Genomic DNA, 13,284 nt, shown 5'->3' with positions numbered 1-13,284 from the left:
TCCTCTTCGCAACTACGTTGGTGCTTGGGTAGACGGCTTCCGCACGATGCGGGAGCTGCCGGTCGTTAGATGGTGGTGCCTGGTTAGGAGGTCCGGGCGTCCGTTCTGGCCAGTGCTTCATCGAGCACCAGACCAAAGTTTCGTGGCTCGTGTGCGAACCGGCCCAGGAACAGGCCGTCCACGGCGTCGAGCCGGGGCAGCAGGCCGGGACCGGCACTGCCGCCGTAGATGATCGTCGCGCCCTGGCCGTCGCGGCCGGAGCCCAGCTGGGCGCGCAGCCCGGTGACGACGTCGTTCACGTAGTCCGCCGGGGCGGGTTCAGCGGCGCCGATCGCCCACACGGGCTCGTACGCGAGCACGACGTCGTCAATCGCCGCGTTCCCGAGCACTGCGTCCACTTGGGCCCGGCAGAAGTCAGCTGCGTCCGACGCGCTGGTCCGCTCCGCTTCGCCGATGCACAGCAGGGGTGTGAGTCCGGCGTCGACGGCGGCGGCCACTTTCAGCCTGGTCACCGCATCGTCCTCGCCGAACAGCCGACGGCGTTCCGCGTGTCCCAGCTCCACCAGGCTCACGCCGAGCTCGGCCAGGAGTCCCGCACTGACCTCACCGGTCAGCGCGCCGTCGGCGGTGCTGCAGTTCTGTGCACCGACACGCACCCCGGTCCCGGAGAAGATGCGCTGGGCACTCTCCAGAACCGGGAACGACGGCGCCACGAACGTGTGGACCGATCCCGCCAGCGCGGGGCGCGCCAGTACCTCGGCGCGGATCCCGTCCATCCAGTCAAGGCTCTGCTGGTAGCCGAGGTACATTTTGGTGCTGACCCCGATGTACTGGGGGCGTGGAGCGGTCATGGGTGCCGGCTCAGTTCAGTGGTGCAGGACCGAGGTCCTTCATCAGCTGCTGCATCGCGACGTACGCCTTGTTGCGGTACGCGATCAGCTCGGGGGTCCGGTCGGCGGGCACGTTGAGGAAGCCGGCGCCGGTCTTGGTGCCGAGCTTGCCGGCGTCCACCAGGTCGGACAGCACCTTCGGGGTGGCGAACCGCTCCGGGAAGTCAGTCTGCAGCGACTTGTAGCAGAAGTTGTAGACGTCCAGACCGGCCATGTCGGCGATCGCGAACGGCCCGAAGAACGGCAGCCGGAAGCCGAAAGTGGTGCGGACCAGGGTGTCGATGTCCTCGGGCGTGGCGACTCCCTCTTCCACCAGCTGGGTGGCTTCGTGGAACAGCGCGTACTGGAGCCGGTTCAACACAAACCCGGTGACATCCTTGACGACTGCGGTTTCCTTGCCGGTCTCGTGGACAATTTCCTGTGCGGTGGCCACGACGGCGTCGGAAGTGCCGGTGTGGGGGATGATCTCGACGCCCGGGATGAACGGTGACGGGTTGGAGAAGTGCACCCCGAGGAAACGCTCCGGGTTGGTGACCGACTTGGCCATCTCGCCGATGGAAATTGTCGAGGTGTTGGAGCCGATGATGGCGTCGGCCGGCGCCGCGGTGCTGATCCGGGTGAGGATGTCGTTCTTGATCTCCAGGACCTCGGGGACGGCTTCGACGATGAAGTCGGCGTCGGCGACGGCGGCTTCCACCGAGGCGGCGGCAAAGATGTTCTTCTCAATGGTCTCGGTGGCGCCGTCAGGGAACAGTCCGGCCGAGACGAAGTCGCGGGACTCTGTGATCAGACGCTGGTAGCTCTTCTGCGCGACCTCCTCGGAGATGTCCGAGAGGGCCACCCGGGCGCCGGACAGGGCCAGGACCTGGGCGATGCCGCCGCCCATGTAGCCGGATCCAACAATTGCAACTGTGCGTGTCATGCGCTTAGTCCTCTTTCGGTTCGTAGGAGCTGATGGCGTCCACCTTGGCGGCGGAGGAGCTGGTCTCGTCGAAACGGTGCTCCAGCCACTCCTTCACCAGCTTCTTGGCGAGCTCCAGGCCGATGACGCGCTGCCCGAGGGTGAGGACCTGCGCGTTGTTGCTGAGCACCGACCGCTCCACCGAGTAGCTGTCGTGGGCGGTGACGGCACGGATGCCCGGCACCTTGTTGGCGGAGATCGCGACACCCAGTCCGGTCCCGCAGATCAGCAGGGCACGGTCGGCCTCGCCGGCGGCAACCTTGCGGGCCGCAGCGACGGCCACGTGGGGGTACGCGGTCGTGTCGTCGGAACCGACGCCGACGTCGAGCACTGACTCCACCCGGCTGTCCGCTTCCAGCAGCGCTTTCAGCGCCGTCTTGAATTCGACTCCTGCTTCGTCATTTCCGATGACGATGCGCAGCTTTTCACTCATGGCTGTTCTCCTTTGTGGTGATCAATTCCTGATAGGTGCGGGCCACCGCTTCGGCGATGAGCGCAAACGAAATGGCTCCCGGATCGGCGTGGCCCACGCTCTTCTCGGCCAAGGGCCGGGCGCGGCCCTTGCGGGGGCTGAGCGCCGCCGTCTCGTCGGCGGCAGTGGTGGCGGCCGCGGCGGCGCTGCTGAGGTTCTCCGCGACTGACGCGCCGCCCGTGTGGCTGGAGGTGTATGCCTCGACGTAGGGGAGGAGGGCGTCGACCATGGTCTTGTCCCCGGCCTCGGCCTTGCCCAGCCCCACGATCGCTCTCTGGAATGCAACGGCCGCGGCGTGGGCTTCGGCGGCGGTGTAGGCGTCACGGTTGCCGAGGGCATGCCCGACGGCGATGATCCCCGATCCCCACAAGGCACCGGAGGTGCCGCCCGCCTTCTCGGCCCAGGCTTCACCGGCAACGACCAGCACGCGGTCCACGCCGGCGTCGGCGGCAGCAGCCTCGGCGGCCGCATCCGCCGCGGCGTCGACCCCGCGGCGCATCCCGATACCGTGGTCGCCGTCGCCGGCGACCGCGTCCAGCCGGCCGAGTTCTTCCTCATGCTCGATGACGACGGCGCGCACCGACTCCAGGAGGGTGACGGCGGCGCTGCTGAGTGCTGCTGCTCCGGCGGTCGGAGGTTCCACGGGGGCTTCGGCCGCCGCGGCGAGCTGTTCGACGTCGCGGTGGGCACGGGCCGCGACGTTGCCCTTGCGGTAGGCAGGGGTGTCGGCGGGTGCGGCCCAGTGGGTTCCGATTTCCTCATCCAGCCACAGCAGGGTCAGGGAGACCCCCGCCATGTCCAGGCTGGTCACCAGTTCACCGCACTCGGGTTCAACGATCTCGAGCCCTTCGGCGGTCAGCAGCGACTCGATCCGGCCGTACAGTAGGAAGAGCTCGTCGTATTTGACCGTCCCGAGCCCGTTGACGATGGGCACCACGCGGGTGCCGGCGTCGTCGGGCTTGTCCTTGAGCAAAGTGCTGACCAGCAGTTCGGCGAGCTCGGTGGCGGTGGGCATGGGGTGGTCGGATATCCCCGGTTCGCCGTGGATCCCCAGGCCCAGGGACATGTGGCCGGGCTCAACGGTGAACAGTGGTTCCTTCGCTCCCGGAAGGGTGCAGCCGTCGAAGGCGACGCCGAGCGAGCGGGTGCGGTAGTTGGTCTTCTGCGCCAATCGCTCCACCTCGTCCAGGCTCAGCCCGGCTTCGGCGGCGGCGCCGGCGACCTTGAACACGGTCAGGTCCCCGGCGATGCCGCGGCGCTTCTCCAACTGGTCGATGGGGGCGCTGGCAATGTCATCGGTGACCACCACGGTGCGCGTCTCAATGCCTTCGGCGTTGAGGCGCAGCTGGGCCTGGTCGAAGTGTAGAACGTCGCCGGCGTAGTTGCCGTAGCTGAGCAGCACCCCGCCGCCGTTGTTCGCGGCACGGGCCACCCGGTAGACCTGTCCCGCGGCGGGGGACGCGAACATGTTGCCGCAGGCTGACCCGGCGGCAAGGCCTTGGCCCACCAACCCGGCGAAGGCAGGGTAGTGTCCGGAGCCGCCGCCAATAACCAGGGCAACCTGGCCCTCGTCCATTTCGGTGGAGCGGACCACGCCGCCGTCTACGCGGGCAACGTACCGGCGGTTGGCCGCAGTGAAGCCGTCAAGGGCATCATCGGCGAAGGTGGCGGGGTCATCAAAGATGCGTGTCATCATTCCTCGTTGAATCGATGTGTCCCGGCTGGGCCGGGCGGACTAATGGGATGCGTTAGACCGAGGCGCCGCGTGGCTGCTGCCGGCCCTGCGCCACGAGCGGCTGCCCGAGCGCGTAGTCCACGGTCTTGGGGAGGATGCGGTTGCGCAGGTAGTCCTGGTTGGACGCTGACACGCTGAGGCCGTCTCCGCCGTAGTGCTCGGCGCAGATGATGCCCTGGAACCCGTGTGCCAGCGCGGTGCGGAAAGCCTCGCGGTAGCTGATCACGCCGGATTCGAGAGGAGCGGGGATGGCCACGAACTGGTTGCGGGCCAGGTTCTCGTCCCGTGTGTAGTTCTTGACGTGCCAGTAGTTGGCGTAGGGAACGGTCTTGGCGATCATTTCCTGGATGGACTCGATCGGGCGGTGCAGGCGTACCAGGTTGCCCAGGTCCGGGTTCAGGCCAACGTTGGGCAGATCGATGTCCTGCACCAGCTGGGCGGCGGAGTCGCCGGTGCCCAGATAGGTGTCTTCGTAGAGTTCGAGGGAGAGCAGCAGGCCCAGGTCGGCGGCGTGGTTGCCGAGTTCACGGAGGCGGGTGACAGCCTTCTGCCAGACCTCGGGATCGTTGACCGGGTCCTTGTGACCTTCGACGGTCCAGAACCACAGCTGCTTCTTCTGCTCGGCGGTCAGCGCCTGGTGCAGTCCGAAAGAGACCACTTCGCAGCCCAGCTGCGCGCCGGCCTCGAGGGTGCGGTGGCTGTAGGCGAGGTTGTCTTCCCAATTCTGCTCGTCGATGACGCTGCGGCGGATGGCGGAGATGGCGGGTGCACCCACTCCCACTTCGGTGGCAGCGAGCTTCAGCTCGTCGAGGCGTTCGGTGGACAGGTCCCCGGGCTTGATCCAGGTGTCGAAGAAATCGACGTTGTCGAAGCCGGCGTCGCGCACTTCGGTGAAGACGCTCTTCCAGACCTCTGGGTCCGCGTCCTGCATGGACCCGGAAGAAGTCTCGTGCGGGAACTGAAGCAGGGCGGCCGTGATGGGCCAGGTGTCAGCTGTATAAACCATTAGTCACTCCATTGTGTAATCGTATTTCCTATAGGATTGTCGATCACACGCCGAGAGTCAAGGGTTCCGCATCAGGACGGGAAGTTCTAGGGGTGCTCTGCGCTGTCCAGGATGGACCGCTGCTTGACGCCATTGAGGTGGGCAACCATCGCTGCGCGGGCCGCGGCAGCGTCCCCCGCCGCGAAAGCATCGAGGATGGCGGTGTGCTCAGCGATGGCGTTGTCGGCGTCGGTGACGCCCAGGCCGGCGAAGAACCTGAAGCGCTGCACCTGGCCGCCGAGGGTGCGGTAGGCGTTGAGGATGAAGGGGTTGCCGGTGTGCTCGGCGATCAGACGGTGGAAGTCCTCATCAGCCTTCCAGTATTCGCGGAACTCAGCGTAGGAGGCACCGGTGGGGGCATGACGTAGATCCTCGATGGTCTGCTTCAAGTCGTCGACCAGCTGCGGAGTGCTCCGGGCGCAGGCGAGCTCGGCGTTCACGGGTTCGATCATCAGCCGGGCATCGACCAGCTGTGCCAGCTCGGGCGCGGTGAAGAGCGGCGCCACCTTGTAGCCCTTGAGCGCAACGCGGCGCACCATGCCGGTATGTTCCAGACGGGCCAGCGCCTCGCGGACCGGGGTGGGGGAGACATCCAGGTCACGGGCGATGCCGTCAATGCTGAGGTTCGCCCCTGCTTCCAGCCGGCCGTCGATCAGCCAGGACATGAGCTCCTCGTGGACATGATCGGCGAGCACCTGACGGTTCAGGGTGCGGCGGGGAGCGGCGGCGGACATAGATAAATCCTATAGGAACTACCGATACAGGTCGGCGGGCATGAATTCCTGAAGGTCTCCGGAAGGTCATTTATGACGATCCTTTTCGCTAAATTTTTGACCCGGTGAATTATCTGCTTTAGGTTGAACTCAGAATCAAGAGTTCAACCAATGGCTCCCTGGCCGGTTGAACAGCAACCCTCTCCCGTAGTGGGGTGCTTCAGGTGAAGATTCGGCCGCCGGAACAAGTCCCCGGATGGCAAGTACGGCGTATCCAGGAGTACCCACAAAGGTCTCGGCGATACCGCCCGCAATCTCGAAGCGAGCCAGTATGTAACACCCGAGGAATCCCCACCCGATTGTCGCTGCAGTTTCCGCAGCGCATTCGCCTCCCTTTTCTTTAAGCCGATCCAGCAGGAGCCTCCGGCCGATTTCGCCTGCCCGCTGGACTTTTTCCAATATCCCGTTCAAAGGAAAATCAATGAATTCCCGCAAACTCCTGTCCCTTGCCGTGGTCCCCTTTCTGGCCCTCACCGTCGCCTGCGGTTCGTCGGAAGGCTCCGACTCCGGCACTGAAAGCATCAGCCTCGGCGTCGTCGGAGCCAGTGACCCGGAATGGGGGCTGCTGACCGAAGCCGCGGCGGAGGAGGGCATTGACCTCGAGGTCATCGACTTCGCCGAGTACACCCAGCCCAACCCCGCCCTGAGCGAGGAGGAACTTGACCTCAACCAGTTCCAGCACCTGGTGTACCTGGCCCGCTACAACGTCTCCAGCGGTGAGGAGCTCACCCCGATCGGGTCCACGGCGATCTACCCCCTCGGTCTGTACTCCACCCAGTACGGGTCGGTCGACGAGATCCCCGAAGGCTCCACTGTCGCCGTCCCCAATGACGAGAGCAACCTCGCCCGGGGTCTGCTCGTGCTCCAGTCCGCTGGACTGGTGGTGCTCGACGGCGGTGGCAGCGCCTTCTCGACCATCGACGACATCGACGAGGAGGCCTCCAAGGTCACCGTCACCACCCTCGAAGCCTCGCTGACCCCTACGTCGCTTCCCGACGTCGCCGCTGCGATCATCAACAACGACTTCGTGCAGGACGCGGGGCTGAACTTCGAGGACGCCATCGCGCAGGACGACCCGACGGATCCCGCCGCCGTGGCGTACGTGAACGTGTTCGCCGCCCGCGCCGGTGAGGAGAACAACGAGACCTACCAGAAGCTGGTGAGCATCTACCAGGAGAACCAGGAGGTGCAGGACGCCGTCCAGGAGACCTCAGGTGGGACGGCCGAGTTCCTGGTGGTCACTCCCGAGGAACTGCAGTCGACCCTCGACACCGTTGAGGAAGACACCGCAGCCCAGGGCTGACCAGGCCCGCCAACTCCTGCGGCCGGCCGGCGATCCCGGCTGGCCGCAGGGCTCTTCCGACAAGGAACACCATGCCCCTCATCTCTTTGCAGGACGTCACCAAAAGCTTCCCTCCGGGGCGGCGCGGTGGCGATCCCGTGCGCGCTATCGACAACGTCAGCCTCGACATCGAGGCTGGCGAGATCTACGGGATCATCGGATACTCGGGTGCCGGCAAAAGCACCCTGGTCCGGCTGATCAACGCGCTGGAAAAGGCGACCAGTGGCACGATCATCGTCGACGGACACCAGGTCACCAACGTGCCGGACCGCCAGCTACGCAAGCTGCGCCTCGACATTGGCATGATCTTCCAGCAGTTCAACCTGTTCAACGCCAAAACGGTCTGGAACAACGTGGCCTACCCGCTCCGCGTCGCCGGGAAAAGCCGGGAGGAAATCCAGGCCCGCGTCACTGAGCTCCTCGACTTTGTGGGGTTGGCCGACAAGGCGTCGAACTACCCTGAACAGCTTTCCGGGGGCCAGAAGCAGCGCGTCGGGATTGCCCGGGCGCTGGCCACCTCACCGAAGATCCTCCTGGCCGATGAGGCCACCTCGGCGCTGGACCCCGAGACCACCCATGAGGTGTTGCGGCTGCTGCGCCGGGTCAACGAGGAACTCGGCATCACCATCGTGGTGATCACCCACGAGATGGACGTCATCCAGACCCTCGCCACCAAGGTGGCGGTGATGGACGGCGGGCGGATCGTCGAGCAGGGCGACGTGTTCGACGTCTTCTCCAACCCGCGCCAGGCCTCATCCCAGCGGTTCGTCTCCACAGTGGTCCGGGGCATCCCGGCACCCGACGAGCTTGCCGCACTGCGCGAACGGCATGCCGGGCGGATCGTCACCTTCTCCTTCCGCGACGGCGACTCATCCCAGGCATCGGTGTTCCTTGAACTCGCCGCCGCAGGGGTCGAGTTCGAGCTGATCTACGGCGGGATCAACGACATCAGGGGCCGCGCGTTCGGGCATCTCACCCTCGCCCTCACCGGACCGGGAGCCTCGATCGACGCAGCACTCGCCAGTCTCGCCGCCCGCACCACTGTGAAGGAGCTCAGCTGATGGATTCCGTCATCGACCTCTCCCCGGAACTGTGGGTTGCCACCTACGAGACCCTCTACATCGTTGGGTTCAGCCTGTTCTTCGGTGGCCTCGGTGGGCTGCTCCTCGGGATCGGCCTGTACACCACCCGAGCGGGCAGCATCCTGGGGAACAGTGCCGTGTTCGGCACCCTGAATATCATCGTCAACATCTTCAGGCCCATCCCGTTCATCATCTTCCTGGCCGCGGCGCAACCCCTGGCCCGGGCGGTCACCGGGACCGGTATCGGCAACAGTGCCATCATCTTCACGCTGTCGCTGGCGGCCGCATTCGGGATCAGCCGCATCGTGGAGCAGAACCTGTTGACCGTGCAGCCCGGCGTGATCGAGGCAGCGCGCTCGGTCGGCGCCGGCCGGCTCCGGATCATCCTGACCATCCTGATCCCGGAAGCCCTGGGTCCGCTGATCCTTGGCTACACCTTCATCTTCGTGGCCCTGGTCGATATGTCGGCGGTCGCCGGGTATGTGGGCGGTGGCGGCTTGGGTAACTTCGCCATCCAGTACGGTTACCGGCAGTTCAACCCCTGGGTCACCTGGGCTGCGGTGATTGTGATTATCCTGCTGGTGCAGGCGGTCCAGTTCCTGGGGAACGTGCTCGCCCGGAAGGCGCTCAGACGGTAGCTTTCGACGTCGACACCTTGGCCTCCGCCCGTGGCCGGGGCGCCGGTTTCAGCACCCCGAGCAGGCAGATCACCGCAGCGATGGCGAAGGCCGCGGGAAATCCGAGCCTCTCGATCAACGAGCCGGTCAGGGTTGCCCCGACCGCCTGTCCGAGCACCAGGCCGGTGAAGAGGATCGACGTTCCGGCGGCGCTGTGCGTGGCCGAGTGGGTGGCCCAGATAATCAGTACCGAGGTGGCGGCGGTGTAGGCCAGGCCAAACAGCGCTGCGGCTGCGAAACTGAGGGGCAGGTTCTGGGGTGCCAGGGCGAACACGCCCGTTGCGGCGGCCACGGCGACGACGGTGGCCAGCCATGTGGTCCGGAGGGTGTGCCGGGCCAGCCACGGTGCCGTCAGCACAGCGCCCGCTCCGCCGACGCCGAGCGCAATCCACGCTCCGGCCGACAGGGTCACCGCCATGCCCTGATCCTCGAGGAGGGTGCGGCCGTGCACCCAGATGGCTGACGCGCCCACTCCGAAGCTGAACGCCGCCACGATCGGGTGCCACAGGGCGCGCAGTTCGGCGCCCGTCCTTGCGGGGCTGGCCCGCTGGTCGTCCGTTGCTTGTGCAGGCACTGGAGTATCCCGCGACCGGTCGGTCCTGAGCACGCCGATCAGGGCGCCGAGCGCGACGACGGCGATCAGCGCCCACGCCAGTCGCCAGGAGGAGGCGACCACCAGGGCCAGCACGCCAGCGATCACCACGCCGAAGCCGGTCCCCGAGTTCACCACCGACTGCACTTTGTTCTGCTGGGCGAGCGGGATATTGCGGCGCACCAGTTCCACCAGTGCCGGCGAGGCAAAGCCGGCGCCCATCCCCGCAATCAGCACTGCCGCGGCGAGAAAGACGGTGTTCTGCGCGGCGGCAATTCCTGCGCTGCCCGACGCCGCAGTGGCGCCGGCGAGGATCGTCACGAGGCGTGGCCGGGTTGGCGCGAATCGGAACCCGATCAGAGCCGACACGCAGTAGATCACCGACGCACCGGAGACCAGCAGGCCACCGACCGTCGGCGTCAAGGCGAACGCTGCGGAGAACGAGGGAGAAACAGTCCGTAGCCCAGGCGGGCCAGGCCGTAGGTGGCGGCGATTAGCGCCAGCGCCATCACCGAAAAGCGAGGGCTAGCTGTCGGCAGTGAGGACTGTAACGTGCGTTTCATTGAAACGAACGTTATAGGATGGAGGCATGACTGCACAACCCAGCGCACGGGAACGCCTCCTGGAAGCCGCCGAAGATCTGGCCTTCACCCAGGGTGTCGCAGCCACTCCGGTGGACGTGATCCTGAAGCAGGCGAACGTTGCTCCGGCCACGCTGTATGCCCACTTCGGCAACAAGGAGGGGCTCATCATCCAGGCGCTGCAGCGCCGTCTGGGCCGCTGGGATGAGGCCTGGCGGCTGGCGGTGGACGAAGCATCGACGCCTCGGGACCGCCTCGTGGCGCTGCTGCCCGCCCTGCAGAACTACCGGGAGAGCGTCACTCCCGCTCGGTGGTGCGCATTTCTCGGTGTCGCTGCCGAGTCGCCCCAGCCGGGCGACGCCCTGCAGGAGACGCTGGCCAGTGACACGCACCTCCTCAGTACCCGTCTGCGCGAACTGGCCGTCCCGGTGGTGGGGCCAGCGGGTGCTGATGCTTTGGCGGAGCAATTACTCCTCATCTATACGGGGGTGCTGGGGATGATTCTCCGCGGGATGGCGACCGTTGACGCCGTCGCGCTGGGACTGAAAACCTCGCACCTCGCGATCGACGCCGCCGTCAACCAGCCGGCATGACACCTGGGTTTGGCGCCGGACGCTAGGGTCCCCGTTCGCTGGCCCGTGGTCGGGAAAGTCTTCCCCGCCAATTCCGCCCGTTTCGTAGAACGCCTCGACGAACCCCCGTGCCTCGGCCGTCAGGAGTCAACAGTTCGAAGTCATCCAGGCGTCAGTACTTGCCGGATGCTCCGCCGCCGGTGAAGCCGCCGCCCCCGCCGAACGACGAGCCCGCCTGAGTGCCGGTACTGGCCCCCGAATACAGTGCCGGGTTGGCGATATACAGGGGGAGCCAGGTCGGCGGGTAGTTCACGGCGTCGTCGCCGCGATTGCTGTAGCGGTACTTGCGGTACGCCTTGCGTTGTTCTTCGGTGAGGCGGAAGGTCGGATCCTTCTCTTCGGCCTCCCGGATCTCGGCGTCGGCCACCCGACGATGGCGGCGGGAGTCGACGGTGATAGCGGAGATGATGATGCCCAGCAGGGCGGTGATCCCTCCGACGACCCACGCGAGGAGTGCCCAGTTGAATGGTTCCTGCACCGGCTCCTGCCCGTCGGCGTACAGGTAGATCTGTTCGACCGCCTCGGTGAGGCCTTCGGCATACTGTTCATCGGCGAACGCCGGTTCAAGAACCTCCTCGATCACCACTGCCGCCTCATCGTCGGAGAACTGCTGGCGGACGCCGTCAGCGGTTTCAATCCGCAACTCCCGCTCAGCAGTGTCGGCGACCACGAGCACACCGTTGTCCGTCCCCGCGTCGCCCACTTCCCACTCGGTGGCGACGCTGCGGGCATAGTCCTCTAGGGAACCGCCGACGTTCTCGACGGTGAGCACCGCGACGCGGGCGCCGTCGCTGCTCGTGTTCCGTTCCTCGATCAGCGTGTTGAGGCTCTGTTCCTCCGCCGTGGTCAGGACATCGGCACTGTCGAGCACGTTGCCCTCGGCGGGGCGATCCGGCGCCGTCGCCGGTTCGCTGGTGCCGCATCCGGTGAGTACGAGGAGCAGCATCGACAGGGTGGCTGCTGCTCCGCCGGCGCGTCTGCTGATTGTCATGGTGTCCCCTTGTGGCTGCCCGGTGGTCTTTCCGTGAGTCTAGCGATCGCCGTGACAAGCTCCGGCCAGAACGTGCGGGGCGGTGTCTGGTGGCCTACGCCGTCGAGCATCAGGAGCGGGGCGTCCAGTGCGGTTGCCAGCGCGCGGCCATGTGCGGGAGGGAAGAGTGGGTCCGCCGATCCGTGGACCACCAGCGTCGGGATGCCCCGCAGAGCGTTCAGGTCCACTGACGGTCCCGACGACGCAATCATGAAGTGGTTTGTGAAGGCACTCGCCATTGACGGGGTGCGATCCCACACCCGTGCCACCAGATCGCGGACGGCTGCCTCGTCGAAATAGCCAGGACCCGCGTAGGGCCGTTCGCCGTCGACCACCCAGCTAACGGTAGTTTCGCGGTCCGACCAATCCGGCTCCGGTGGCGCATTGGCGAAGAGGGCCGCGACCTCAGGGGACGGTCCGGGGAGGTCGACGCCGGTGTGGCTCACCGGGCTGGTCGACATCAACACCAGCGCGGCCACCCGATCGGGGTGAAGCGCGGCGATCTCCTGTGCGATACGGCCGCCCATGGACAGGCCGGCAATTGTCGCCGTCCGGGCGTCGAAAGCGTCAAGGATCGCGGCGGCGTCGCGGGTCAGGTCTTCCCCGGTGTAGGCGGGTTCACCCGGGGGAGACCAGATGGATTCCCCGGTATCCCGGGTGTCATAGCGGATCACCCGTAGACCCTGGTCAGCGAGTGTGCCGCAGAAGTCCTCAGCCCACCAATCCCGCGACCAGGTGGCTCCGCCGATCAACAGGATGACAGGGTCGGTTGGGCTTCCGGTCGCCTGGGCAGCGATCACTCCGCCGGTCACCTCGACCATCACCGACTGCCACTGCACGCCTGGCTCTCGTTCAGTCATGGGGCCAGCATAGGGAAACCGTCGATCGCTGCACAGGGTGGGCAGCTTCGCTCCTTTACCCCCAATTCGCGCAGCAGCAGCGCATCTGGAGTCTCACCGGGCGCGGGGTTGAACTGTCCGAGATCCGGGTCTATGCCCGTGATGGTCTCCGCCCCCGGCTCCCCGAGGATGATCTGAACAACGTCGGTTTCTGCACGTTTGCTGACCCGGATGGCAACCGCTGGACCATCCAGCAGATCAGTGATCGTGAGCGCTGACGGGTTTACATTTGGCTGGTTCCCCGGAGTTGATGCCGACCTTCACCCAGTACGCGAGCTCGGCGTCGTCGTCGAGCTGGTGGCGTGGCACGGTCAGCCATCCGCGTCCCATCGGTTTGTCCTGGCCCATGAGCGCTGGAACCGCGCCGCGTCGGAGGAGGTCGTCGTAGTCGGTTGGGTTGGTTCGCACCAGCAGGTCGCCAGCACGATCGGCGGCAACTGCCATGCGGTCATTCACCATGAAGGAGATTCCGCCGAACATTCGGATCTCCCGCACGTCCGGGTAGGAGGCGAAGAGGTCTCGAAGCCGAACGGAAAGATACTCTCGCGATGAAGAAGTGTTGATCACGGCAGC

At 66.1% G+C, this 13,284-nt stretch carries 13 protein-coding genes, 1 pseudogene and 1 riboswitch; of the genes and pseudogenes, 4 read left to right on the top strand and 10 right to left on the bottom strand.

Annotated features, from left to right (window positions below):
- Positions 1-83: 83 nt before the first annotated feature.
- The 6 genes from HMI58_RS10510 to HMI58_RS10485 form a co-directional block, all read right to left on the bottom strand.
- Positions 84-851, bottom strand: a complete 768-nt coding sequence (locus HMI58_RS10510; protein WP_171619620.1) for a triose-phosphate isomerase family protein — start codon at positions 849-851, stop codon at positions 84-86.
- A gap of 10 nt (positions 852-861) precedes the next feature.
- Positions 862-1,812, bottom strand: a complete 951-nt coding sequence (locus HMI58_RS10505) for a 3-hydroxyacyl-CoA dehydrogenase family protein (protein WP_171584485.1) — start codon at positions 1,810-1,812, stop codon at positions 862-864.
- Between the two features lie 4 nt (positions 1,813-1,816).
- On the bottom strand, positions 1,817-2,284 hold the full coding sequence (locus tag HMI58_RS10500) for a ribose-5-phosphate isomerase (protein WP_171584486.1): 468 nt from the start codon (positions 2,282-2,284) through the stop codon (positions 1,817-1,819).
- The gene (locus HMI58_RS10495; RefSeq protein WP_171619618.1) at positions 2,277-4,016 is read right to left on the bottom strand and encodes a dihydroxyacetone kinase family protein; all 1,740 of its coding nucleotides are present in this window, start codon (positions 4,014-4,016) and stop codon (positions 2,277-2,279) included. Before HMI58_RS10495 ends, HMI58_RS10500 begins: the two co-directional genes overlap by 8 nt.
- 55 nt (positions 4,017-4,071) lie before the next feature.
- Positions 4,072-5,064: a sugar phosphate isomerase/epimerase family protein gene (locus tag HMI58_RS10490; RefSeq protein ID WP_171619616.1), complete on the bottom strand. Its 993-nt coding sequence runs from the start codon at positions 5,062-5,064 to the stop codon at positions 4,072-4,074.
- A gap of 86 nt (positions 5,065-5,150) precedes the next feature.
- Positions 5,151-5,837, bottom strand: coding sequence for a GntR family transcriptional regulator (locus HMI58_RS10485; protein ID WP_171584489.1), 687 nt, complete (start codon positions 5,835-5,837; stop codon positions 5,151-5,153).
- A gap of 133 nt (positions 5,838-5,970) precedes the next feature.
- A riboswitch (SAM riboswitch) is annotated at positions 5,971-6,088 on the top strand.
- 209 nt (positions 6,089-6,297) lie between these two features.
- On the opposite strand from HMI58_RS10485, the gene HMI58_RS10480 reads away from it, so the two are divergent.
- From HMI58_RS10480 to HMI58_RS10470, 3 genes are all read left to right on the top strand, one after another.
- Positions 6,298-7,179, top strand: coding sequence for a MetQ/NlpA family ABC transporter substrate-binding protein (locus HMI58_RS10480; protein WP_171619614.1), 882 nt, complete (start codon positions 6,298-6,300; stop codon positions 7,177-7,179).
- Positions 7,180-7,250: 71 nt separating this feature from the next.
- Positions 7,251-8,279, top strand: a complete 1,029-nt coding sequence (locus tag HMI58_RS10475; protein WP_171584491.1) for a methionine ABC transporter ATP-binding protein — start codon at positions 7,251-7,253, stop codon at positions 8,277-8,279.
- On the top strand, positions 8,279-8,938 hold the full coding sequence (locus tag HMI58_RS10470) for a methionine ABC transporter permease (protein ID WP_171584492.1): 660 nt from the start codon (positions 8,279-8,281) through the stop codon (positions 8,936-8,938). Before HMI58_RS10475 ends, HMI58_RS10470 begins: the two co-directional genes overlap by 1 nt.
- Here the strand turns inward: HMI58_RS10470 and HMI58_RS10465 are convergent.
- Positions 8,928-10,004, bottom strand: a pseudogene (locus HMI58_RS10465) (MFS transporter); the annotation flags it as partial. The gene HMI58_RS10470 and the pseudogene HMI58_RS10465 sit on opposite strands and share 11 nt — an antisense overlap.
- 154 nt (positions 10,005-10,158) lie before the next feature.
- Here HMI58_RS10465 and HMI58_RS10460 point away from each other — a divergent pair.
- Positions 10,159-10,743, top strand: a complete 585-nt coding sequence (locus HMI58_RS10460; protein WP_171619610.1) for a TetR/AcrR family transcriptional regulator — start codon at positions 10,159-10,161, stop codon at positions 10,741-10,743.
- Between the two features lie 151 nt (positions 10,744-10,894).
- Here the strand turns inward: HMI58_RS10460 and HMI58_RS10455 are convergent, their stop codons facing one another.
- From HMI58_RS10455 to HMI58_RS14840, 3 genes are all read right to left on the bottom strand, one after another.
- On the bottom strand, positions 10,895-11,773 hold the full coding sequence (locus HMI58_RS10455) for a TPM domain-containing protein (RefSeq protein WP_171619608.1): 879 nt from the start codon (positions 11,771-11,773) through the stop codon (positions 10,895-10,897).
- On the bottom strand, positions 11,770-12,672 hold the full coding sequence (locus tag HMI58_RS10450) for an alpha/beta hydrolase (RefSeq protein WP_205208086.1): 903 nt from the start codon (positions 12,670-12,672) through the stop codon (positions 11,770-11,772). The genes HMI58_RS10455 and HMI58_RS10450 overlap by 4 nt, the downstream gene beginning before the upstream one ends.
- A 237-nt stretch (positions 12,673-12,909) precedes the next feature.
- Positions 12,910-13,278, bottom strand: a complete 369-nt coding sequence (locus HMI58_RS14840) for a TfoX/Sxy family protein (protein WP_171619606.1) — start codon at positions 13,276-13,278, stop codon at positions 12,910-12,912.
- Positions 13,279-13,284: the final 6 nt, after the last annotated feature.

Origin of the sequence: Arthrobacter sp. 147(2020), from assembly GCF_013116715.1 — a bacterium.
Lineage (GTDB): Bacteria > Actinomycetota > Actinomycetes > Actinomycetales > Micrococcaceae > Arthrobacter_D.
The sequence above is the reverse complement of the archived record's forward strand: the minus strand, read 5'-3'. Positions and strand labels throughout refer to the sequence as shown.